The organism is Dickeya aquatica (assembly GCF_900095885.1).
GTDB lineage: Bacteria > Pseudomonadota > Gammaproteobacteria > Enterobacterales > Enterobacteriaceae > Dickeya > Dickeya aquatica.
In genome coordinates, this window is sequence record NZ_LT615367.1 from 970,231 (window position 1) to 993,843 (window position 23,613).

At 50.4% G+C, this 23,613-nt stretch carries 16 protein-coding genes, 4 tRNA genes, 4 rRNA genes and 1 other annotated feature; of the genes, 16 read left to right on the forward strand and 8 right to left on the reverse strand.

Translation table 11 applies throughout. The annotated features are described in order from the left end of the window. Window positions 1-355: 355 nt before the first annotated feature. Together DAQ1742_RS04425 and tyrA are read left to right on the forward strand one after the other, a co-directional pair. Window positions 356-1,420 (forward strand): 3-deoxy-7-phosphoheptulonate synthase, encoded by a 1,065-nt coding sequence (locus DAQ1742_RS04425; protein ID WP_035340203.1) that lies wholly within the window; start codon window positions 356-358, stop codon window positions 1,418-1,420. Between the two features lie 12 nt (window positions 1,421-1,432). Continuing rightward, window positions 1,433-2,554, forward strand: coding sequence for a bifunctional chorismate mutase/prephenate dehydrogenase (tyrA, locus tag DAQ1742_RS04430; RefSeq protein ID WP_035340205.1), 1,122 nt, complete (start codon window positions 1,433-1,435; stop codon window positions 2,552-2,554). A gap of 133 nt (window positions 2,555-2,687) precedes the next feature. On the opposite strand, the gene pheA is transcribed toward tyrA, so the two are convergent. The 3 genes from pheA to bamD all read right to left on the reverse strand — a co-directional run bounded on the left by pheA (window position 2,688) and on the right by bamD (window position 5,536). Next, entirely contained in the window at window positions 2,688-3,845 is a 1,158-nt protein-coding gene (gene pheA / locus DAQ1742_RS04435) for a bifunctional chorismate mutase/prephenate dehydratase (RefSeq protein WP_035340207.1), read from the reverse strand. A gap of 23 nt (window positions 3,846-3,868) precedes the next feature. Beyond that, window positions 3,869-3,995: a sequence feature (Phe leader region), on the reverse strand. A 182-nt stretch (window positions 3,996-4,177) separates the two neighbouring features. Further along, complete coding sequence (raiA, locus tag DAQ1742_RS04440) at window positions 4,178-4,513, reverse strand: ribosome-associated translation inhibitor RaiA (RefSeq protein ID WP_035340209.1); 336 nt, start codon at window positions 4,511-4,513, stop codon at window positions 4,178-4,180. A gap of 291 nt (window positions 4,514-4,804) precedes the next feature. Beyond that, window positions 4,805-5,536 (reverse strand): outer membrane protein assembly factor BamD, encoded by a 732-nt coding sequence (gene bamD / locus DAQ1742_RS04445; protein ID WP_035340211.1) that lies wholly within the window; start codon window positions 5,534-5,536, stop codon window positions 4,805-4,807. Window positions 5,537-5,669: 133 nt separating this feature from the next. On the opposite strand from bamD, the gene rluD reads away from it, so the two are divergent. The 11 genes from rluD to DAQ1742_RS04500 all read left to right on the forward strand — a co-directional run bounded on the left by rluD (window position 5,670) and on the right by DAQ1742_RS04500 (window position 16,978). After that, the gene (gene rluD, locus DAQ1742_RS04450) at window positions 5,670-6,647 is read left to right on the forward strand and encodes a 23S rRNA pseudouridine(1911/1915/1917) synthase RluD (protein WP_035340213.1); all 978 of its coding nucleotides are present in this window, start codon (window positions 5,670-5,672) and stop codon (window positions 6,645-6,647) included. Between the two features lie 4 nt (window positions 6,648-6,651). Beyond that, the gene (yfiH, locus tag DAQ1742_RS04455) at window positions 6,652-7,392 is read left to right on the forward strand and encodes a purine nucleoside phosphorylase YfiH (RefSeq protein WP_035340214.1); all 741 of its coding nucleotides are present in this window, start codon (window positions 6,652-6,654) and stop codon (window positions 7,390-7,392) included. A gap of 135 nt (window positions 7,393-7,527) precedes the next feature. Further along, window positions 7,528-10,101 (forward strand): ATP-dependent chaperone ClpB, encoded by a 2,574-nt coding sequence (gene clpB, locus DAQ1742_RS04460; RefSeq protein ID WP_180706239.1) that lies wholly within the window; start codon window positions 7,528-7,530, stop codon window positions 10,099-10,101. Between the two features lie 462 nt (window positions 10,102-10,563). Further along, window positions 10,564-12,105 (forward strand): 16S ribosomal RNA (locus DAQ1742_RS04465). Between the two features lie 85 nt (window positions 12,106-12,190). Beyond that, window positions 12,191-12,266 (forward strand) — tRNA-Glu (locus tag DAQ1742_RS04470). A 204-nt stretch (window positions 12,267-12,470) separates the two neighbouring features. After that, a 23S ribosomal RNA gene (locus DAQ1742_RS04475) occupies window positions 12,471-15,379 on the forward strand. 118 nt (window positions 15,380-15,497) lie between these two features. Continuing rightward, window positions 15,498-15,613: ribosomal RNA gene (gene rrf, locus DAQ1742_RS04480) — 5S ribosomal RNA — on the forward strand. A gap of 14 nt (window positions 15,614-15,627) precedes the next feature. Continuing rightward, window positions 15,628-15,703 (forward strand) — tRNA-Thr (locus tag DAQ1742_RS04485). A gap of 40 nt (window positions 15,704-15,743) precedes the next feature. Continuing rightward, window positions 15,744-15,859: ribosomal RNA gene (gene rrf / locus DAQ1742_RS04490) — 5S ribosomal RNA — on the forward strand. The 16S, 23S and 5S rRNA genes sit together here with 3 tRNA genes alongside, the layout of an rRNA operon. A gap of 66 nt (window positions 15,860-15,925) precedes the next feature. Then, window positions 15,926-16,002, forward strand: a tRNA-Asp gene (locus tag DAQ1742_RS04495). Between the two features lie 178 nt (window positions 16,003-16,180). After that, complete coding sequence (locus DAQ1742_RS04500) at window positions 16,181-16,978, forward strand: endonuclease/exonuclease/phosphatase family protein (RefSeq protein WP_071604106.1); 798 nt, start codon at window positions 16,181-16,183, stop codon at window positions 16,976-16,978. A gap of 212 nt (window positions 16,979-17,190) precedes the next feature. On the opposite strand, the gene mltD is transcribed toward DAQ1742_RS04500, so the two are convergent. Further along, the gene (gene mltD, locus DAQ1742_RS04505; protein ID WP_035343711.1) at window positions 17,191-18,585 is read right to left on the reverse strand and encodes a murein transglycosylase D; all 1,395 of its coding nucleotides are present in this window, start codon (window positions 18,583-18,585) and stop codon (window positions 17,191-17,193) included. 70 nt (window positions 18,586-18,655) lie between these two features. Further along, window positions 18,656-19,435 (reverse strand): hydroxyacylglutathione hydrolase, encoded by a 780-nt coding sequence (gene gloB / locus DAQ1742_RS04510; protein ID WP_067487273.1) that lies wholly within the window; start codon window positions 19,433-19,435, stop codon window positions 18,656-18,658. A gap of 54 nt (window positions 19,436-19,489) precedes the next feature. Here gloB and DAQ1742_RS04515 point away from each other — a divergent pair, with 54 nt between their 5' ends. Beyond that, on the forward strand, window positions 19,490-20,215 hold the full coding sequence (locus DAQ1742_RS04515; protein WP_035343709.1) for a class I SAM-dependent methyltransferase: 726 nt from the start codon (window positions 19,490-19,492) through the stop codon (window positions 20,213-20,215). Window positions 20,216-20,242: 27 nt separating this feature from the next. Here DAQ1742_RS04515 and rnhA read toward each other — a convergent pair whose 3' ends face one another. Further along, complete coding sequence (gene rnhA / locus DAQ1742_RS04520) at window positions 20,243-20,770, reverse strand: ribonuclease HI (protein ID WP_180706313.1); 528 nt, start codon at window positions 20,768-20,770, stop codon at window positions 20,243-20,245. On the opposite strand from rnhA, the gene dnaQ reads away from it, so the two are divergent. Both dnaQ and DAQ1742_RS04530 read left to right on the forward strand, forming a co-directional pair. Continuing rightward, window positions 20,757-21,491 carry a DNA polymerase III subunit epsilon gene (gene dnaQ, locus DAQ1742_RS04525; RefSeq protein ID WP_035343705.1) on the forward strand — a complete coding sequence of 245 codons (735 nt, stop codon included), beginning with the start codon at window positions 20,757-20,759 and terminating at the stop codon, window positions 21,489-21,491. The genes rnhA and dnaQ overlap by 14 nt on opposite strands. 133 nt (window positions 21,492-21,624) lie before the next feature. Beyond that, window positions 21,625-21,701 (forward strand) — tRNA-Asp (locus DAQ1742_RS04530). Window positions 21,702-21,837: 136 nt separating this feature from the next. On the opposite strand, the gene speD is transcribed toward DAQ1742_RS04530, so the two are convergent. Together speD and speE are read right to left on the reverse strand one after the other, a co-directional pair. Then, on the reverse strand, window positions 21,838-22,632 hold the full coding sequence (speD, locus tag DAQ1742_RS04535) for an adenosylmethionine decarboxylase (RefSeq protein WP_035343703.1): 795 nt from the start codon (window positions 22,630-22,632) through the stop codon (window positions 21,838-21,840). Between the two features lie 29 nt (window positions 22,633-22,661). Further along, the gene (gene speE, locus DAQ1742_RS04540; protein ID WP_035343701.1) at window positions 22,662-23,525 is read right to left on the reverse strand and encodes a polyamine aminopropyltransferase; all 864 of its coding nucleotides are present in this window, start codon (window positions 23,523-23,525) and stop codon (window positions 22,662-22,664) included. Window positions 23,526-23,613: the final 88 nt, after the last annotated feature.

Below are 23,613 nucleotides of genomic sequence, written 5' to 3' on the forward strand. Positions count from 1 at the left end.
GAGCCTCTACTTGCGTTCATGAAGACAAGGATTTCGTTGCCTGGTATACGTGGTGTATATTTAATTTTACACTACTTATTTGCGAAGAGGACAACCTAACATCTACTCACTTTTGGGTTTTTTTTAATTTAATGATTTTATTAAAAAAGATTTGTATTCTTGTCTTCCGGGAGTGTTTTTTGTGTGAGGTTTTTGGCATTCTACGTGCGCTTTTCACCCTGTTTTGCATACTGTTAGTGGTGTTTTTTCTTTACATATGTGGGTTGATAAATTTACGCCTTATGTTAAGGTGTGAAGCTGTCACCCAATGTGACGTCATCGCTCTCATACCAAAGGAATATACAGGACTGTCATCATGCAAAAAGACACGCTCAATAACATTCACATCAGTGACGAACAGGTACTGATTACCCCGGATGAATTGAAAGCCAAGTTTCCACTCAATGAGCCGGAACAACAGGCGATTGCGTTATCGCGTCAAACCATTGCCGATATCATCCATGGTAATGACCGGCGCTTGCTGGTGGTGTGCGGGCCGTGCTCCATCCATGATACCGATGCTGCACTGGAGTATGCGCGTCGCCTGAAATCCTTGTCTGCCGAGTTGAGCGACCGGCTATATATTGTTATGCGTGTCTATTTTGAGAAACCTCGTACCACTGTCGGCTGGAAAGGCCTGATTAATGATCCTTATATGGATGGTTCCTTTGATGTGGAAGCGGGGCTACATATTGCCCGCGACTTGCTGGTCAAGCTGGTCAATATGGGATTACCGCTGGCGACTGAAGCGTTAGATCCTAATAGCCCGCAGTATCTGGGTGACTTGTTCAGTTGGTCGGCAATTGGTGCCAGAACCACGGAGTCGCAAACGCACCGCGAAATGGCATCTGGTTTATCAATGCCGGTCGGTTTCAAAAATGGTACGGATGGCAGCCTGGGAACGGCGATTAATGCAATGAAAGCGGCATCAATGCCACACCGTTTTGTTGGCATTAATCAGAGTGGTCAGGTTTGCCTGTTACAAACCCAGGGCAACCCGGACGGGCACGTCATTTTACGTGGCGGTAAAAAACCGAACTACGGCCCTGAGCATGTCGCGGAATGTGAAAAACAGATGCGTGATGCGGGACTGAATCCGGCCCTAATGATAGATTGTAGCCACGGTAATTCGAACAAAGATTATCGTCGGCAGCCGCTGGTTGTTGAGTCTGCGCTTGAGCAAATTAAGGCAGGCAACCGTTCCATCATAGGCTTGATGCTGGAAAGTCACATCCACGAGGGCAATCAATCTTCAGAGCAGCCACGCTCTGAGATGCGCTACGGGGTATCGGTGACCGACGCCTGCATCAGTTGGGAAAGTACAGAGACATTGCTGCGCTCAGTTCATCAGGAACTCAGTGCACTAAGCACCAATCAGTAAGGAGAAGAATCGATGGTCGCTGAACTGACCGCATTGCGAGATCAGATTGACGAGGTAGACAAGGCATTGCTGGCTTTGTTGTCGCGCCGGTTACGCCTGGTGGCTGAGGTCGGTGAAGTAAAAAGCCGTTATGGTCTGCCTATTTATGCGCCTGATCGGGAAGCTGCGATGTTGAGTTCACGACGCGAAGAGGCGCAGGCGCTGGGGGTTCCTCCCGATTTGATAGAAGATGTCCTGCGCCGCGTGATGCGGGAGTCGTATGCCAGTGAAAATGACAAGGGGTTTAAAACGTTATATCCGTCTTTACGCCCTGTCGTTATCGTCGGTGGCCGAGGTCAGATGGGGAAACTGTTTGACCGAATGTTAACGTTATCGGGTTACCAGGTACGTATTCTGGAGCCTGAAGACTGGCCTCAGGCAGAAATGCTGCTGGCAGATGCCGGCATGGTGATTGTCAGTGTACCGATTCATATCACAGAACAGGTGATAGCCCGTCTTCCCCGCCTGCCGGATGATTGCATTCTGGTGGACTTGGCTTCGGTAAAGAACGGCCCATTACAGGCCATGCTGGCGGCGCATCATGGGCCTGTTGTAGGCTTGCATCCCATGTTTGGCCCGGATATCGGCAGCCTTGCCAAGCAGGTTGTTGTGTATTGTGATGGTCGGCAGCCGGAGGCTTATCAGTGGCTCCTGGAGCAGATTCAGGTTTGGGGCGCGAGATTACATCGCACCAGTGCCGTTGAGCATGATCAGAACATGGCATTTATTCAGGCGTTGCGTCACTTTGCCACGTTTGCCTATGGCGTTCATTTAGCTGAGGAAAATGTACAGCTGGAGCAATTGCTGGCGCTTTCTTCGCCCATCTACCGGCTTGAGCTGGCGATGATTGGGCGCTTGTTTGCACAAGACCCTCAGCTTTACGCGGATATCATTATGTCATCAGCGGATAATCTGGCATTAATTAAGCGTTATTATCAGCGTTTTGGTGAAGCGATTTCGCTACTGGAGAGTGGTGATAAGGCAGCGTTTGTCAGCAGCTTTAAAAAGGTTGAGCACTGGTTTGGTGATTATGCTCGTCGCTTTATGGCTGAGAGCCGCACGTTGCTACGTCAGGCGAACGATATTCGCCAGTAACTCACTGCTATCAGCGGATCTAAGCCACCTGTGTAATACGCGGTGGCTTTTTTGTTGTTTGCACTTGAAGGTAGACTGGCGGGTTTAGCATCATGGCGTTTTTGGTGCAACACCATGATGCTACTGGTAAAGTTTACTCGGGATTCACCGGGATGACATTTTCGCTAGGGTAGCAACCTAATACTTTGAGAGAACGGGTGATAGCCGCCAGTTCTTGTATGGCTTTACGGGTATTTTCATTGCGCAGATTAGCCTGCACATCAATATAAAACATCTCTTCCCATGGATTTCCGTGTATTGGCCGTGACTCCAGCTTGGTCATGACGATGTTGTGTTCACGCAATACCAGCAATGCTTCAACCAGTGCGCCGGATTGCTGTCCGGTTGCCATTAACAGCGTAGTTTTGGCGGGAACCTGCTCAGTCACATCAATCGGTTTACGGGCCAGCACGATAAAGCGGGTAATGTTCTGTGCCTGGTTGGCCAGATTATGCTCCAGTACCTGTAGCTGGTAGAGCATGCCGCCTGCCTCACTGCCTAGCGCGGCAGCATGGGGCGAGTTAATCTCTGCGACTTTTGCCATGGCCGCCGCGGTGCTTTCACAATATTCAATGCGCCAATGGGGGAAGTGGTTAATGAAATTGCTGCATTGCTGGAATGGTTGCGGATGACTATAAACGGTTTGGATTTGGTCAAGCGTGGTGTCTGCTGCAACGAGTACACAATGATCGATAGGGTTGGTCAGCTCGCCAACAAGTGACAAACTGGTATGTTGCAATAGGTCATAAACCTCATTAATAGAGCCGGAACTGGTGTTTTCGATAGGTAACACGGCATAGTCAGCCTGGCCGGTTTCCACAAGATTGACGATATCCTGAAAACGCTGGCAACCACATTCAACCATCTGTTCAAAATGCCGCGCGGCATACTGACGTGCGGCCAGATGGGAATACGAACCTTTGGGGCCAAGAAAGGCAATGCGGGCAGAATGTGACGCTCCGGGGTTAAGGTGGTGCTGCAACAGCGCCTGTTGGGTCAGTACGGAGTCTTCAATAATCAACTGGAACAGGCGGGTAACATAATGGCCGTCAAGATGATGTTTTTTACCCTCTTCGACCAGATAGGACAGTAAATCCCGCTCGCGATCCTTATCACGGATTGGGCGGTGTGTGTGCTGTTTGGCATGAGCCACATCCAGCGCTAAAGCGCGGCGTTGCGCCAGTAGTTCGATGAGTTGCATATCTAATGCAGTAATACGTTCGCGCAACGCCAGTAATGGGTTATCGGTCATAATGTCTACCTGTTGGCTGTCCAATAAAAAAAGCCCCCTGAGTGAGGGGGCTTTTTTTGTTCGTCTTTGTATTTTTACTCACACGACAAAATGCCCCCCGCATTGGGGAGAGTAAAGAAAAATACGAAGAAAAACACTCTGAACGCCATGTTTGCGGGTTTCCTTGTCAGATGGCCATTTAAAGTAACTGTTGCCTTTTCACCCTGTCAATACAAAATCGGTGCGTTGCCGGTCGAAATGGTCTGATAGCAGAGATACCGTGGGGGGTTTTATAGAAAACGCGCCTTGCGGCGCGTTTCAGGCAACACTCAGAGTCGGTTATTAATCGATTTTTACTCTTCTGATGCCTGGAGGTTCACATCTTTAATGCCGCTATCAGCACGGCGTGCTTCAGCCTTATGCTGGACTTTATTCAACTGCCGCTCAAGTTTGGCAATCAGTTCATTAACGGCGGCATACATATCGTCATGCTTTGCCGTAGCCACCAGCGGGCCATTGGGGGTGCCAATGGTTGCATCTACAACGAACCCTTGTGGTTCCTTAGACAGAACTATGTGCGGATTAATTAGATTGGCTTGCCACTTATCCAGTTTGCTGAGACGGTCTTCGACATGCTGACGTATTGCGGGAGTAATATCCATTTGCTTGCTGGTAATGTTGATAGTCATAAAAACTTACCTCTCTGCCTTTTCCGTCTTTGGTGATTTCAGCATACCCCGAGTCGATACAAAGTGGGTGATTTTGATCACCTTTTCTGGTCACTTTTCCGTCATCTGAATTGATTTGTGAGGCGTATTCGGGAACCGCTAGCCTAGGCTTGTCGCCTGGTTATGGCTGTGCCATTATCTACCAGATGTATTGGATACAAATTGCACCAAAAGCCGTGGCAGACAGAAAGCGGGGACATAAAAAAACGGCAACCGAAGCTGCCGTCTTACGTCAAAACGCCGAGGTCTTTATCAGGAAGGGTTTGCCGCGATAATTTTGGCAACCTTATCTGCCTGCGCGGTTAACTGGAGTTCCTTATAGGCTCTTTCCATCAACGGTAGCGCAACACGCGTCGCTTGGGTGTCAGGATAATCCTTCAACATTTGCTCTACACGGTTGACCACGGCAACATAAGCACCGCGTTTCGTATAATACTGCGCGACAGAAAGCTCATACTTGGCCAGTCTTTCTTTCAGGAACGCCAGACGCTTGCTGGCGTCAGTTGAGTACTGGCTGTTCGGGTAGCTCTGAAGTAGCTGACTAAAGGCTTTGAAAGCCGCGCGTGAATACTGGGGATCACGGTCTGAGCGGTCAACACCAAAGAAATTTTGTAATGCGCTTTCGTCCTGCGCCATGTTGGTTAGCCCGCGCATATACAGGACGTAATCGACATTTGGATGCGTTGGATTGAGGCGTATAAACCGGTCAATGGATGCCTGAGCTAACGGCAGCTCGGAGGATTTGTAATACGCATAGATAAGGTCTAACTGAACCTGCTGGGCGTAAGGCCCAAACGGATAACGGTTATCCAGTGCTTCCAACTGCGTGATGGCTGCCTTAAAGTTGCCATCCTGTAGTTTTTGCTGTGCAGTGGCATACAGTTCTGATGGTGGACGGTCGGGAACCGCATCTTTGGAATTGGAGCAACCAGCCAGCGTCAGGCTCAACGTGGCAGCAGCCACCAGGTATTTCATACGCTTCATGACGATTTGATTATCCTCAGAGTGTGTTTCCGGGAAACTGTCCGTTAAGCTCCCGATTAAGACCAGCTACAATGGTACATTATTTTAAACGGCGTCGCCGTTAAAACCCAACGTTAATAAGAAGCAACATACTATGTCCCAACAAGTACAACTCACCGCGACGGTGGCCGAATCTCAGCTCGGACAACGTTTAGATCAGGCTTTAGCCGAATTGTTCCCTGATTATTCTCGTTCTCGCATAAAAACGTGGATTCTGGATCAACGCGTACAGATTAACGGCAATATGGTCGATAGACCAAAAGAGAAAGTGCTTGGCGGGGAATCTGTCGCCATTGATGCCTTGATTGAAGAAGAAGAACGCTGGGAAGCGCAGCATATTGAACTGGATATTGTGTATGAAGACGACGATATCCTGGTGATTAACAAACCGCGTGATTTGGTTGTGCACCCCGGAGCAGGCAACCCGGATGGCACGGTACTCAACGCGCTGTTGCATCATTACCCGGCGATTGCCGATGTGCCACGCGCCGGTATTGTGCATCGCCTGGATAAAGACACCACCGGGTTGATGGTGGTTGCCAAAACGGTTCCCGCTCAGACCCGATTGGTGGAAGCATTGCAGGCACGCGAGATTACACGCGAATATGAAGCGGTCGCGATTGGTACCATGACCGCCGGTGGTACGGTAGATGAGCCGATTGCGCGTCATTCCACCAAACGTACGCATATGTCGGTGCACCCAATGGGGAAGCCTGCCGTTACGCATTATCGCATCATGGAGCATTTCCGTGCACACACCCGCCTGCGCCTGCGGCTCGAAACCGGCAGAACGCATCAGATTCGTGTGCATATGGCGCACATTAACCATCCCTTGGTGGGGGATCCTCTGTATGGTGGCCGCCCGCGTTTGCCAAAAGGCGCGTCCGCCGAATTTATCGAGGCGCTGCGCAACTTTGACCGACAAGCCTTGCATGCCACCATGTTGCGCTTGTATCACCCTATCAGTGGCATCCAAATGGAGTGGCATGCGCCTCTGCCACAGGATATGGTCTGCCTGATTAATGCACTCAAGGCGGATACAGAGGCATTTAAAGATCAACTTGACTGGTGATGTTATGCCGTTTGATAACCCGCTGTTAACGCCTGATTGGCCCGCGCCACAGACAGTGATGGCATGTAGCACCACGCGTATTGGCGGTGTCAGTCATGCACCTTATGACGCGTTCAATCTTGGTGCTCATGTGGGTGATAATCCCGAAAGCGTACAGGAAAACCGGCGACTGCTGGTCAGCAGAGCTGCATTACCGGCGATGCCCTACTGGCTTAATCAGGTGCATGGCACGCAGGTCATCAATCTTGACGCAGAGCCGCCTGAATCATTGACAGGTGATGCTGTTTATACCCGTCGCAGAGGTCAGGTGTGTGCCGTGATGACCGCAGATTGTTTACCGGTGTTATTCTGCTCATCCGATGGTAAGGAAGTTGCCGCAGCACATGCTGGCTGGCGCGGGTTACAGGCAGGCGTGCTTGAGAAAACGTTATGTCATTTTCGTGCCAGCCCGGCAGATATTATGGCATGGATGGGGCCTGCTATCGGGCCATTGCAGTTTGAGGTAGGCGCTGAAGTCCGGGAGGCTTTTATCCATGTTGATCCCGCTGCGGATTGCGCTTTCGTTGCGCATAATGGTAAATTCCTCGCCGATATTTATCAGTTAGCGCGTCTGCGCTTACAGGCAGCAGGGGTTAGCCGCGTGTTTGGTGGTGATGCGTGCACGGTCAGTGAGCGCGAGCGTTTTTTCTCTTACCGTCGAGATAGAACGACCGGACGTATGGCAACTTTAATCTGGCTGATATAACCTATTGAATTAAGGCGATCCGGAGGGATTAACGTTTTTCCTCCTATTATTACTGGCAAAATAATCTTGAATTTTTGAGGGATGACCTCATTTAATCTCCAGTAGCAATTTTGACCAGTATGTATGGGAGGAGTTATGCGTCTGGATCGTCTTACCCACAAATTCCAGCTTGCTCTCGCTGATGCCCAATCTCTCGCCCTTGGCCGGGACCATCAATTTATCGAACCGCTTCATTTGATGAGTTCTCTTTTGGGTCAGGAAGGGGGCACCGTCCGTCCGCTGTTAACGGCTGCCGGGGCGAATGTTAGCCGTCTTAAACATGAAATTGATCAGGCTATTAGCCGCTTACCTCAGGTAGAAGGGACGGGGGGGATGTACAGCCCTCCCAGCGAGTTGCTGCGGATGCTTAATCTCTGCGACAAACTGGCGCAGAAAAAGGGCGACACTTTCATTTCTTCTGAATTATTTGTGCTGGCGGTATTTGAATCGCGCAGTGCGCTGGCGGATTTGTTAAAGAATGCAGGCGCTACGCAGCAGAGCGTCATTCAGGCTATTGAGCAAGTTCGCGGCGGGCAGCAGGTTAATGATCAGAGTGCTGAAGATAGCCGTCAGGCGCTGAAAAAATTCACCATTGATCTGACTGAGCGGGCTGAACAAGGCAAGCTGGATCCGGTTATTGGTCGTGACGAAGAAATCCGCCGTACGATTCAGGTATTGCAACGCAGAACCAAAAACAATCCGGTTTTGATTGGCGAGCCCGGCGTTGGGAAAACCGCGATTGTCGAAGGGCTGGCACAGCGTATCGTGAATGGTGAAGTTCCTGAAGGGCTCAAGAATAAACGTGTGCTGGCGCTTGATATGGGAGCATTAGTGGCAGGTGCCAAATATCGCGGTGAGTTTGAAGAGCGCCTGAAAGGCGTTCTGAACGACCTTTCCAAACAGGAAGGCAATGTCATTCTCTTTATCGACGAACTGCATACGATGGTGGGGGCCGGTAAGGCTGATGGCGCGATGGATGCGGGGAATATGCTCAAGCCCGCATTGGCGCGCGGCGAGTTACATTGTGTAGGCGCAACTACGCTTGATGAGTATCGGCAATATATTGAGAAAGATGCCGCCCTTGAGCGACGTTTTCAGAAAGTGTTTGTCGCCGAACCGACCGTTGAAGATACCATTGCTATTCTGCGTGGGCTGAAAGAGCGCTACGAGCTGCATCATCATGTGCAAATCACCGATCCGGCAATTGTTGCCGCAGCCATGTTGTCACATCGCTATATTTCCGATCGCAAACTACCGGACAAAGCCATTGATCTAATTGATGAAGCTGCCTCCAGTATCCGTATGCAGATCGATTCTAAACCAGAACCGTTGGACCGCCTTGAGCGCCGGATTATCCAACTGAAACTCGAACAGCAGGCGTTAAAGAAAGAGTCGGATGAAGCCAGTCTCAAACGTCTGGATATTCTGAACACTGAGCTGGAGCAGAAAGAACGCGAATACTCGAAACTGGAAGAAGAGTGGAAAGCAGAAAAAGCGTCGCTGACGGGTACGCAAAATATTAAAGCGGCACTGGAACAGGCAAAACTCTCTCTGGAGCAGGCCCGGCGGCAAGGGGATTTAGGCCGAATGTCGGAATTGCAGTATGGCAAAATCCCTGAGCTGGAAAAACAACTCGCGGCTGCCACACAGACTGAAGGCAAAACCATGCACCTTCTGCGTAATCGGGTAACGGATGCTGAGATTGCCGAAGTCCTTGCGCGCTGGACCGGCATTCCGGTGTCACGGATGCTGGAAAGCGAACGGGAAAAATTGCTGCGTATGGAGCAGGAGCTACACCAGCGCGTCATTGGGCAGAATGAAGCCGTGGAAGCTGTTGCCAATTCTATTCGTCGCAGTCGGGCTGGGCTCTCTGATCCCAATCGCCCTATTGGGTCATTTCTGTTTTTGGGGCCTACCGGGGTTGGCAAAACGGAACTGTGCAAAACGCTGGCCTCATTCCTGTTTGACAGCGATGAAGCTATGGTGCGTATTGATATGTCCGAGTTTATGGAAAAACATTCGGTCTCCCGTCTTGTTGGTGCCCCCCCGGGATACGTTGGTTATGAAGAAGGGGGGTATTTGACGGAAGCGGTGCGTCGTCGTCCTTATTCTGTCATCTTGCTGGATGAGGCAGAAAAAGCGCACCCTGATGTGTTTAACATTCTGTTGCAGGTGTTGGACGACGGGCGCTTGACTGACGGGCAAGGCCGCACGGTGGATTTTCGCAATACGGTGGTTATCATGACGTCTAACCTGGGTTCAGACCTGATTCAAGAGCGGTTTGGTGAAATGAATTATAGCCAGATGCGTGATACAGTGTTGAATGTTGTCAGCCATCATTTCCGCCCAGAGTTCATTAACCGTATTGATGAAGTCGTCGTGTTCCATCCATTAGGCCAAGGTCACATTGCATCCATTGCCCAGATCCAATTACAGCGTCTTTACCAGAGAATGGAGGCGCGTGGTTATACATTGTCAATCTCTGATGCAGCTCTGGCGTTGCTCGGTAAGTCAGGTTTCGACCCCGTATATGGTGCTCGTCCACTGAAGCGCGCTATCCAGCAGATGATAGAAAACCCGCTGGCGCAGCAGATCTTGTCAGGCATTTTACTCCCCGGCAAACCGATCACACTGGAAGTCGAGCACGATAATATCGTTGCACACCAGTGAATATAGGTGAGTTCTACTGATAACCGAAATCCAGCTACCGCTGGCTTTCGGTTTTTTTATAGTCAACCGGCTTGTTTATTAATCGATAATTACTGGTTATGGATGATAAGTGAGCTGTTGTGATTTTTTTTGCAATTAGGGCTTGTCAGCCCGCAGGAAGTCCCTATAATGCGCCTCCACTGACACGGCAACAGCGGTAACGCAACGCGGTGTCAGCGAAGAAGAAACGAAAAAAAGCGTTGACTCTTCATGAGGAAAGCGTAGTATACGCCACCTCGCGACAGCAGGCTCAGGCCGGTCGCACTGCTCTTTAACAATTAATCAGACAATCTGTGTGGGCACTCGCAGGACACTTCGCAAAAAACTTTTGTGAAAGTCTTGAAGAGTGACAACAGTTAATTCATTACGAAATAACAGTAAATTCTTTGAGCACCGTTTTCTTCGGAAAACACAATCAAACTTAAATTGAAGAGTTTGATCATGGCTCAGATTGAACGCTGGCGGCAGGCCTAACACATGCAAGTCGGGCGGTAGCACAAGGGAGCTTGCTCCCTGGGTGACGAGCGGCGGACGGGTGAGTAATGTCTGGGAAACTGCCTGATGGAGGGGGATAACTACTGGAAACGGTAGCTAATACCGCATAACGTCTTCGGACCAAAGAGGGGGACCTTCGGGCCTCTTGCCATCGGATGTGCCCAGATGGGATTAGCTAGTAGGTGGGGTAAAGGCTCACCTAGGCGACGATCCCTAGCTGGTCTGAGAGGATGACCAGCCACACTGGAACTGAGACACGGTCCAGACTCCTACGGGAGGCAGCAGTGGGGAATATTGCACAATGGGCGCAAGCCTGATGCAGCCATGCCGCGTGTGTGAAGAAGGCCTTCGGGTTGTAAAGCACTTTCAGCGGGGAGGAAGGGAACAGGCTTAATACGTCTGTTCATTGACGTTACCCGCAGAAGAAGCACCGGCTAACTCCGTGCCAGCAGCCGCGGTAATACGGAGGGTGCAAGCGTTAATCGGAATGACTGGGCGTAAAGCGCACGCAGGCGGTCTGTTAAGTTGGATGTGAAATCCCCGGGCTTAACCTGGGAACTGCATTCAAAACTGACAGGCTAGAGTCTCGTAGAGGGGGGTAGAATTCCAGGTGTAGCGGTGAAATGCGTAGAGATCTGGAGGAATACCGGTGGCGAAGGCGGCCCCCTGGACGAAGACTGACGCTCAGGTGCGAAAGCGTGGGGAGCAAACAGGATTAGATACCCTGGTAGTCCACGCTGTAAACGATGTCGATTTGGAGGTTGTGCCCTTGAGGCGTGGCTTCCGGAGCTAACGCGTTAAATCGACCGCCTGGGGAGTACGGCCGCAAGGTTAAAACTCAAATGAATTGACGGGGGCCCGCACAAGCGGTGGAGCATGTGGTTTAATTCGATGCAACGCGAAGAACCTTACCTACTCTTGACATCCAGCGAACCTTGTAGAGATACGAGGGTGCCTTCGGGAACGCTGAGACAGGTGCTGCATGGCTGTCGTCAGCTCGTGTTGTGAAATGTTGGGTTAAGTCCCGCAACGAGCGCAACCCTTATCCTCTGTTGCCAGCACTTCGGGTGGGAACTCAGGGGAGACTGCCGGTGATAAACCGGAGGAAGGTGGGGATGACGTCAAGTCATCATGGCCCTTACGAGTAGGGCTACACACGTGCTACAATGGCGTATACAAAGAGAAGCGACCTCGCGAGAGCAAGCGGACCTCATAAAGTACGTCGTAGTCCGGATTGGAGTCTGCAACTCGACTCCATGAAGTCGGAATCGCTAGTAATCGTAGATCAGAATGCTACGGTGAATACGTTCCCGGGCCTTGTACACACCGCCCGTCACACCATGGGAGTGGGTTGCAAAAGAAGTAGGTAGCTTAACCTTCGGGAGGGCGCTTACCACTTTGTGATTCATGACTGGGGTGAAGTCGTAACAAGGTAACCGTAGGGGAACCTGCGGTTGGATCACCTCCTTACCGAGTGAAGAGCCTGCGTGGTGTCCACACAGATTGTCTGATGAAGTAAAAGAGTCAAAAGCGTCTTGCGAAGCTGACAAGAGATGTCCCCTTCGTCTAGAGGCCCAGGACACCGCCCTTTCACGGCGGTAACAGGGGTTCGAATCCCCTAGGGGACGCCAATGACAAGACAGGTGAGTGAAAGTCACGGTCAGGGATATCCCGAAGATAACCTAAAGCTGATTAGCAATAGTCAGGTTTACGTTATCTTGCTCTTTAACAATCTGGAACAAGCTGAAAAATTGAAACGACAGCATGTGTATGAGAATGCATGTGTTGTTCGAGTCTCTCAAAAACTTGCATCCCGAAACACCTTCGGGTTGTGAGGTTAAGCGACTAAGCGTACACGGTGGATGCCTAGGCAGTCAGAGGCGATGAAGGGCGTGCTAATCTGCGATAAGCGTCGGCAAGGCGATATGAGCCGTTATACCCGACGATACCCGAATGGGGAAACCCAGTGTGTTTCGACACACTATCACACACTGAATTCATAGGTGTGTGAGGCGAACCGGGGGAACTGAAACATCTCAGTACCCCGAGGAAAAGAAATCAACCGAGATTCCCCCAGTAGCGGCGAGCGAACGGGGAGGAGCCCAGAACCATCATCGGCGTGTGTGTCAGTGGAAGCGTCTGGAAAGGCGCACGGTACAGGGTGACAGTCCCGTACACGAAGATGCACAGGCCGTGAGTTCGACGAGTAGGGCGGGACACGTGGTATCCTGTCTGAACATGGGGGGACCATCCTCCAAGGCTAAATACTCCTGACTGACCGATAGTGAACCAGTACCGTGAGGGAAAGGCGAAAAGAACCCCGGCGAGGGGAGTGAAATAGAACCTGAAACCGTGTACGTACAAGCAGTGGGAGCCTTGATTTATCAGGGTGACTGCGTACCTTTTGTATAATGGGTCAGCGACTTATATTCTGTAGCAAGGTTAACCGAATAGGGGAGCCGCAGGGAAACCGAGTCTTAACTGGGCGTTAAGTTGCAGGGTATAGACCCGAAACCCGGTGATCTAGCCATGGGCAGGTTGAAGGTTGGGTAACACTAACTGGAGGACCGAACCGACTAATGTTGAAAAATTAGCGGATGACTTGTGGCTGGGGGTGAAAGGCCAATCAAACCGGGAGATAGCTGGTTCTCCCCGAAAGCTATTTAGGTAGCGCCTCGTGAATTCATCTTCGGGGGTAGAGCACTGTTTCGGCTAGGGGGCCATCCCGGCTTACCAACCCGATGCAAACTGCGAATACCGAAGAATGTTATCACGGGAGACACACGGCGGGTGCTAACGTCCGTCGTGAAGAGGGAAACAACCCAGACCGCCAGCTAAGGTCCCAAAGTCATGGTTAAGTGGGAAACGATGTGGGAAGGCCCAGACAGCCAGGATGTTGGCTTAGAAGCAGCCATCATTTAAAGAAAGCGTAATAGCTCACTGGTCGAGTCGGCCTGCGCGGAAGATGTAACGGGGCTAAAACCATGCACCGAAGCTGCGGCAGCGACACTATGTGTTGTTGGGTAGGGGAGCGTTCTGTAAGCCTGTGAAGGTGGCCTGTGAGGGCTGCTGGAGGTATCAGAAGTGCGAATGCTGACATAAGTAACGATAATGCGGGTGAAAAACCCGCACGCCGGAAGACCAAGGGTTCCTGTCCAACGTTAATCGGGGCAGGGTGAGTCGACCCCTAAGGCGAGGCTGAAAAGCGTAGTCGATGGGAAACAGGTTAATATTCCTGTACTTGGTGTTACTGCGAAGGGGGGACGGAGAAGGCTATGTCATCCGGGCGACGGTTGTCCCGGTTTAAGCGTGAAGGTGGGTGGACCAGGCAAATCCGGTCTGCTGTCAACACTGAGGCGTGATGACGAGGCACTACGGTGCTGAAGTGACAGATGCCCTGCTTCCAGGAAAAGCCTCTAAGCATCAGGTAACATTAAATCGTACCCCAAACCGACACAGGTGGTCAGGTAGAGAATACTCAGGCGCTTGAGAGAACTCGGGTGAAGGAACTAGGCAAAATGGTGCCGTAACTTCGGGAGAAGGCACGCTCCTGTGGGTGAAGTCCCTCGCGGACGGAGCTGACGGGAGTCGCAGATACCAGCTGGCTGCAACTGTTTAATAAAAACACAGCACTGTGCAAACACGAAAGTGGACGTATACGGTGTGACGCCTGCCCGGTGCCGGAAGGTTAATTGATGGGGTCAGCCGCAAGGCGAAGCTCTTGATCGAAGCCCCGGTAAACGGCGGCCGTAACTATAACGGTCCTAAGGTAGCGAAATTCCTTGTCGGGTAAGTTCCGACCTGCACGAATGGCGTAATGATGGCCAGGCTGTCTCCACCCGAGACTCAGTGAAATTGAACTCGCTGTGAAGATGCAGTGTACCCGCGGCAAGACGGAAAGACCCCGTGAACCTTTACTATAGCTTGACACTGAACCTTGAGCCTTGATGTGTAGGATAGGTGGGAGGCTTTGAAGTGTGGACGCCAGTCTGCATGGAGCCGACCTTGAAATACCACCCTTTAATGTTTGATGTTCTAACCTGGGTCCGTAATCCGGACTGGGGACAGTGTCTGGTGGGTAGTTTGACTGGGGCGGTCTCCTCCCAAAGAGTAACGGAGGAGCACGAAGGTTAGCTAATCCTGGTCGGACATCAGGAGGTTAGTGCAAAGGCATAAGCTAGCTTGACTGCGAGAGTGACGGCTCGAGCAGGTGCGAAAGCAGGTCTTAGTGATCCGGTGGTTCTGAATGGAAGGGCCATCGCTCAACGGATAAAAGGTACTCCGGGGATAACAGGCTGATACCGCCCAAGAGTTCATATCGACGGCGGTGTTTGGCACCTCGATGTCGGCTCATCACATCCTGGGGCTGAAGTAGGTCCCAAGGGTATGGCTGTTCGCCATTTAAAGTGGTACGCGAGCTGGGTTTAGAACGTCGTGAGACAGTTCGGTCCCTATCTGCCGTGGGCGTTGGAAGATTGAGGGGGGTTGCTCCTAGTACGAGAGGACCGGAGTGAACGCACCACTGGTGTTCGGGTTGTCATGCCAATGGCACTGCCCGGTAGCTACGTGCGGAAGAGATAACCGCTGAAAGCATCTAAGCGGGAAACTTGCCCCGAGATGAGTCTTCCCTGGGAACTTGATTCCCCTGAAGGGACGTTTAAGACGAAGACGTTGATAGGCTGGGTGTGTAAGCGCAGCGATGCGTTGAGCTAACCAGTACTAATGACCCGAGAGGCTTAACCTTACAACACCGAAGGTGTTTTAGAGAGACGGAAAGAAGAGATTCAGCTTGTTCAGAGATTGGTTCGGGTGGTTGTGTGTAAGCGAAAGCGGAGCATGACGGCCGGAATGAAACGAATTTGCCTGGCGGCGACAGCGCGGTGGTCCCACCTGACCCCATGCCGAACTCAGAAGTGAAACGCCGTAGCGCCGATGGTAGTGTGGGGTCTCCCCATGCGAGAGTAGGGAACTGCCAGGCATCAAATTGTGTGTGCTGATATGGCTCAGTTGGTAGAGCGCACCCTTGGTAAGGGTGAGGTCCCCAGTTCGACTCTGGGTATCAGCACCAGTCTAGTTATGGTTAAAGTTCGGCGAAGTAGAAGAATTTGCCTGGCGGCGACAGCGCGGTGGTCCCACCTGACCCCATGCCGAACTCAGAAGTGAAACACCGTAGCGCCGATGGTAGTGTGGGGTCTCCCCATGCGAGAGTAGGGAACTGCCAGGCATCAAATTGTGGTGTAAGAAAGCACCGGTTATCAGAATGACCTCTCTGATGACATACAGAATCGGTGGTGCGGTAGTTCAGTCGGTTAGAATACCGGCCTGTCACGCCGGGGGTCGCGGGTTCGAGTCCCGTCCGCACCGCCAACTAATCAAGCCCTGAGTATAAGCTCAGGGCTTTTTTGCATATGTTATCAATGTGCATGGGAAATGGTTTTCTATCCCGTTCTGTCTCAATGCCCTTGTTCTGATAGTGGCAATATCTTGAAACTTACAAAAAAAATCCCTATAACATGAACAGGACATTGGATATAGCGGGAATGATGTGCGCAAAAAAACCTATGCAATGAGGTATGTTGCCGGGCAACCAGCAGAGAGAGTCTTGCCACCTCAGACAATGCACTATTTAAATCAGCCATCGTTCTCTTTGACTCCGTTAATTCCCTCAGCCGATGTACTGCGGGTTATGGTTTGGAATATTTTTAAGCAACAACGAACCAATTGGCTTTCTGTATTGAAAGCATTCAGTCACAATGCTCAATTAGTCTTGTTACAAGAAGCACAATCCACCCCCGAACTGATTCGTTTTGCAACAACACATTATCTTTCAACAGAGCAAGTTCCAGCCTTTATTCTGCCCGAGCATCCTTCTGGGGTGATGACGTTGTCCAATGCGCAGCCGATGTACTGTTTCCCATTGCGAGAGCGAGAGCCATTGATTCGGTTGTCAAAATCGGCACTTATCACTGTTTATTCATTGAGTGATAAACGCTTGCTTATGGTGGTTAATATTCATGCGGTGAATTTTAGTCTGGGTGTTGAATCATATAAAAAGCAGCTTAGCCGTGTTGGTGAACAATTAGCTCAACATCATGGCCCGGTTATTATGGCTGGGGATTTTAATGCCTGGAGCCAACAGCGGGTGAGTGCATTGTACCGATTTGCTCATTGCATGGCGCTGAAAGAGGTGATGTTTTCTGATGACCAGAGACGACGAACATTTGGTCGTCCACTGGATTTTGTCTTCTACAGGGAACTGGATGTGGCTGGTGCATCCGTATTCGCTACGGAGGCTTCAGATCATAACCCCTTGTTGGTTGAATTTGATATGTCCTCACTTTAGGCAAATGCTTTTTGCCATGAGTACGCAGCGTATCCCTTCACCTAAATAGCTCTGTGCTATCAGGCGAGTCGCGTAATCCAGAAGTTGGGGGATGGTATGTGATACAACATGATGGCAGGAGGAGAACCCTGTCGAGGATAATCCCTGACAGGGTATACCGATAGTCTGATGCGTTGCCGTGACAAACTATCGGTGATTTTTCACTGTGCTAATCAGGAGCCGGGAGACTCTCTGCGTGTAACGAAGAGCGTCAATCGATCGCCTGGCTGGATATTGTTATCCTTCATCACTGTATTCCAGCGCATTACGTCATTGATGTTTACGCCATGACGTTTTGCAATACTGGCAAGCGAGTCGCCCTTGCGAACCTGATAAACAATCGGGTTCTGTTTGTTACTACCCGCTATACCGGGAAGTGCCGGTGTAATGGATTTAGCAACTTGTAACGTCTGCCCTACTTTCAGTGCACTACCTTTAAGATGGTTCCAGTTTTGTAAGTCTTGAGCACGAACATTCATGCGCTTTGCAATACTGGACAACGTATCACCCACACGTACCTTATATTCTGTAGCGCGAACGGCCGTTTTGGGTTGTACCGTTTTAGCTGGTTGAATGTCTGCTATGTCAGTTTCAGCCAAAGAGCCTTTCAACTGTCCCACATGAGACTTGGGTACCATAATGTAATGTGGACCATTTGGATCTGTCACATTACGGGTATAACCCGAGTTGTAGCTCTTGAGCCTGGTAACAGACAAGCCTGCCAGCTCTGCGGCCTGAGTTAACTCCATCTGCTGACCTAAATCAACCCGCGCCAGAGCACGACCTTCATTTGATTTGGGCAGATCAATACCGTATTTTTTGCTGTTTTTTAGAATATCGCTGAGGGCCAACATTTTAGGAACATACGTTGACGTCTCATAAGGTAGCGCCAGTGCCCAGTAATTGGTGGGGCGACCTTTTGCTTTATTCGCTTTAACAGCCTGCATGATCCGGCCTTCACCCCCATTGTATGCTGCGATCGTGAGTAACCAATCGCCATCAAACATGCGGTTCAGGCGCTGCATGATGTCCAATGCAGCCGTCGTAGATGCAACCACATCACGACGCCCGTCATACCATTGGGTATGTTTCAACCCATAATTACGCCCGGTGCCAGGAACGATTTGCCAAAGCCCTACGGCATTGGCAGACGATCTGGCGTTTGGGTCAAAAGCGCTCTCCACTATGGGTAGTAGTACTAGTTCCATCGGCATCTTACGTGCTTTAATCTGCTCGACTATCCAGTACATGTACGGCTCTGCCCGTAATGTTACATCGTGGAGATAGCTCTTATTTTTCAGGTAACGCTGTTTTTGCTCGCGGATCCGGGTGTTTTCCGGAACCTCCATCTTCAGCTCGTCGCCAATGAAGTTCCACAGATCTCGTTGCGCGATGCTGTCGTCATCCAACCACCGCGCGCCGGTCTCTCGACCATCTGTGTACTTTCCTGCTTCACCTTGACCTGCCGAAGACAGACTCTGTGCATGCTGTTTGGATTGTGAGGTGTCGTTAGCCACCTGGCAACCGGACAGCAAGACCGAGGCGACGATAATCGCTTTAGTCTTCATATCTGTGTCAATAGTTGCTTAAAAGACAGACAATAATACTTTGATTGGCCATTCAGTACAACAAAAACCGTCAGAAGAGGTCTTTCATTGTGCGTAAGTGTGCAAAAATTTGCCAATCGCCCTTGGTTTCTGAGTTAATGGACAATTTTCTTTTTAAATCAGTGTCATGGTAACGTAAAAAAATATTTATTTTTCGTTCCAGCCCCAGTGTTGAGGGAAGTGATGTTTCTCCTTTTGTACGTAATTGCCTGATTTTTAGTAGATAATCGTGAATTTCAGTGTTTTCAGGCCAAACGTGATGAGCGAACTCCAGATTGGATAATGTGTATTCATGAGCACAGCATATCTGGGTTTCATCGGGTAAATCCGCCAGACGGAGTAACGATTCGAACATCTGCTGTGCTGTGCCTTCAAAAATGCGACCACACCCGGCAGAAAATAGCGTATCGCCACAGAATAGGTAAGGGGCGCTATAGTAGGCAACATGGCCAGCCGTGTGTCCTGGAATAGAAAAAATAGAAAATTTCAGTCCAGCCACGCTGATGATATCCCCCTCCTGTATGATATGTGTTGCGCCACAGCGTTGAGTTTCCTGCGGGCCATAAATTTTGCTGTCAGGATAATGCGTGGCTAACTGCTGAACACCACCGGTGTGATCGTGATGATGATGAGTCAATAAAATGGCGCATGGAAATAACTGATGCTGTTTCAACGCATGTAGCACCGGTGCGGCGTCACCCGGGTCTACAATCACACAAGGTTTTTGCCCTGAGCGGCGCTCAGCCGGGTCATCATTGACCAGCAGCCAGATGTAATTGTCCTGAAAGGCAGAAACGCTGATAAGATTCATGATGCATCCTCATTCTTGCATGTCTTTGCACTTAGCCGAGGAAGATACCAGAACATGAAACCAGCACAAATATCTCAAAAAATAGTGACGCCCGATTCATGGGAACATATTCCCTGGGGAGAGCACTATCGGCATACCTTAAACGAGTCGCTGGTCCCATGGTGGAGTAAGATCTTCGGTTTTCACTTGTTGAAGATTGGCGCATTGAGTTATGCGGTTGATAGTCAGATGTGTACGATCCCACATCAAATTAATGTTGGCCAGATGCTTCATGATGCTCATGTTATTGCCAGTCCCTGTCAGCTTCCGTTTGCCGAAAAATCAGTCGATGCCTGCCTGCTTGCCCATGTTTTGTCGTATTCATCAGACCCACATCGTGTTATCCGCGAGGTTGATCGCATATTGATTAACGATGGGTGGATGATTTTGAGTGGATTTAACCCAGTCAGCCTGATTGGGCTCGGGCGCTTGCTACCGGGAATACGCAAGCGCCAGCCTTATTGCAGCCGGATGTTTAGCCAGATGCGAGTGATGGATTGGCTAAGTTTGCTCAATTATGAAGTGTTGTATCACGGCAGCTTACAGGTGCTACCGTGGCGAGTGCCTGATCAGGGGCAGTGGAATAACACGTTACCCTTTCTGGGATGCCTGAGCTTGATTGTCGCTCGCAAACGCACTATTCCGTTGACGATGACGCCCATGAAAGCCCGATTGCGTCAGTCATCATTACATCGCCCCTTGGGCGTGATGAAGAGTTACCATCCGCGTCAGGATAAGTGACAAACGGCGGTTTGATGCCGGTTGTCCTCATTCTGGCTGATATCCTGTGTCATCAAGTGTTGGTGCACCTGCCGCCTGGCGAGCCAGTTCATCGCAGCGTTCATTTTCCGGGTGACCAGCATGGCCTTTGACCCATAGCCAGTTCAGGGTGTGACGTTGAATGGCATCGTCCAGGCGTTGCCAGAGATCCACATTCTTTACGGGTTTTTTCTCTGTGGTTTTCCAGCCACGCTTTTTCCAGTTATGGATCCACTGGGTAATCCCCTGGCGTACATATTGGCTATCGGTGCTGAGTGTGACATCACAGGGGGTAGTGAGTGTCTCGAGCGCGACGATGGCCGCCATTAACTCCATACGGTTATTGGTTGTCAGGTGATAGCCCGCGCTCAAGGCTTTTTCATGCTGTTTGTAACGCAGCAAGGCTCCATAACCACCGGGGCCAGGATTTCCGAGGCAAGAACCATCGGTGAAAATCTCTACCTGTTTTCGCATCTCTGGTAGACTCTTGTTCAAAAGCACAAGTCTGACATAAACGAAACCGATGAGCACTGGAATTACACGTCAAATCGTTCTTGATACAGAAACCACCGGTATGAACAAACTGGGGGTGCACTATGAAGGACATAAGATCATTGAAATTGGTGCAGTTGAGGTGGTCAATCGCCGCCTGACTGGTCGTCACTTCCATGTTTACCTTAAGCCAGACCGGTTGGTTGATCCTGAAGCGTATAATGTTCATGGTATCAGCGATGAGTTTCTGGTTGACAAACCGACCTATGCCGAGGTTGCGGATGATTTTCTCGCCTTCATTCGCGGCGCTGAGTTAGTCATTCATAACGCGACCTTTGATATCGGTTTCATGGATTACGAGTTCCGGTTGCTGGGACGCGATATTCCGAAAACAGAAACTTTCTGCACTATCACTGATAGCCTGTTGATGGCGCGCCGCCTGTTTCCCGGCAAGCGTAACAACCTTGATGCGTTGTGTGACCGTTACCTGATAGATAACAGCAAGCGTACGCTGCACGGCGCATTGCTTGATGCCGAAATACTGGCTGAAGTCTATCTGGCGATGACCGGTGGGCAAACATCTCTTGCCTTCTCCAGCGAAGGGGAAAACCAGCAACAGGTGGCGCAAAGTGAAAGTATTCAGCGAATTACTCGCCCAGCCTCATCACTGACGGTTGTGTATGCCGGTGATGAGGAACTGATAGCCCATGAGCAGCGGCTGGATTTGATCATGAAAAAAAGTGGAAGCTGCCTGTGGCGTAGTTAATCGGTATGGCATCACGCCAATGGGATAATGCCATGCTGAAAATGTAAGCAAACAGAAGCAGTTAGTGATAAAAAACGTTGACGCAAACGATAGCCACCCGTAATATCCATCTCGCTCTCACAGAGCACAGCGCGGTGCGGTAGTTCAGTCGGTTAGAATACCGGCCTGTCACGCCGGGGGTCGCGGGTTCGAGTCCCGTCCGCACCGCCAACTATTCAGAAGCCCTGAATCGAAAGATTCGGGGCTTCGTCTTTTTGGCGTTCATCGTTAATCCCTGCCTGACAGTCGCTCTGCGGTGCAGTGCTGGGATGTGAGATGCCTGGGTGGGCCCCAGGCGATAACGATGTCAAACCGTAGCGATATTTCTGCCGTAGTAGATTTCCTGCATTTCGCGATAGAGCAAATCGGTAATGCGCTTACGCTCTTGCGGGCTCAGTTCTTCTGGATTGACGTTAAACAGGTAGTGCCTGAGATCAAAATCTTTCAGCAACATTTTGGTGTGGAACATGTTTTCCTGGTAAACATTGACGTCCATTAAGTGATAGAGCGATTTCATATCATCCGACATAAAGTTTTGAATAGAGTTGATTTTATGGTCGATGAAATGTTTGATGCCATTGATATCACGGGTAAAGCCGCGTACCCGGTAGTCTATGGTGACAATATCTGACTCTAACTGATGAATCAGATAGTTAAGCGCTTTAAGCGGGGAGATGACACCACAGGTAGACACTTCAATGTCCGCACGGAATGTACACAGTCCACCGCCGGGGTGGCTTTCTGGATAGGTGTGTACACAGATGTGGCTTTTGTCGAGATGGGCCACCACAGCACTGGGTAATGGGCCGGGATGCTCGGATGTATCCACATCACGCGGGTCCATCGGTTCTTCGCTGACCAGTATGGTGACGCTGGCTCCCTGCGGTTCATAGTCTTGACGGGCAATATTTAAAATATTGGCACCGATAATCGAGCAGGTTTCACTGAGAATTTCGGTCAGACGGTTGGCGTTGTACTGCTCATCAATGTACGCAATATAGCCATCGCGGTCAGCAGGCGTTTTTGCGTAGCAGATATCGTAGATACAAAAACTCAGGCTTTTGGTCAGGTTGTTAAAGCCGTGTAGCTTCAGCTTTTGCAATTTAACTCACCCCCTTATGATGCCAGTCATCAGCACTCGGCTGACAGGGCATTCAGTAGATATTGTGGCAGAGCAAAGCTGCCGATATGAATGGCCGGATTATAATAACGGCATGTGATGCCTGCGGCGTTAAAACGCTGTTGCAGCGTATGTGGCTCAATGGCGCGAAGCGCTGGGTGATGACTGGCCCAGGCAAAGGTCATTATACCGCCATAGTAGGTTGGAATAGCCGTTTGGTAGAAGCTTACGTCGCTGAAATATGACGTCAGTTTCTGGTGACTGTTGACGGCCTCATCTTGTTGCAGAAAGCAAACGCCGTTTTGAGCGACGAAAATGCCATCTTCATTCAGGCAACGCGCGCAGCCTTGATAGAAATCTGACGTAAACAGGCTTTCACCGGGGCCAATCGGATCGGTGCAATCAGAAATAATAACGTCAAATTTTTCCTGACAGGCATTAACAAAATTGACACCATCATCAATGACGAGCTGCAAACGTGGGTCGTCGTAAGCGCCAGCACTATGATTGGGCAGATATTGGCGGCAGAATCCAACTACGCTGGCATCAATTTCAACCATTGTTATCTGTTCAATGCTCTGGTGGCGGCAGACTTCACGCAACATGCCGCCATCTCCGCCACCGATAATCAGCACGCGTTTGGCATTGCCGTGCGCCAGTATTGGCACATGGGTCATCATCTCGTGATAGATAAATTCGTCACGTTCCGTGGTCTGCACCACGCCGTCTAACGCCATCACCCGGCCAAGCGCTGCATTGTCGAAAATGATCAGATCCTGATGGTCGGTCTTTTCGTGATAGAGCACCTGGTCTATTGAGAAATACTGACCAAAGTTGGCATGCAGGGTTTCATACCAAATTTCTTTTCGGGCCATGTTAGGGCTTCCTCCGCGATAACAGCCATGAAAATTGGCGCGCTATGATAGCTAACTCTCAGGGGGCTTGCACGGTCAAATTTCAGGC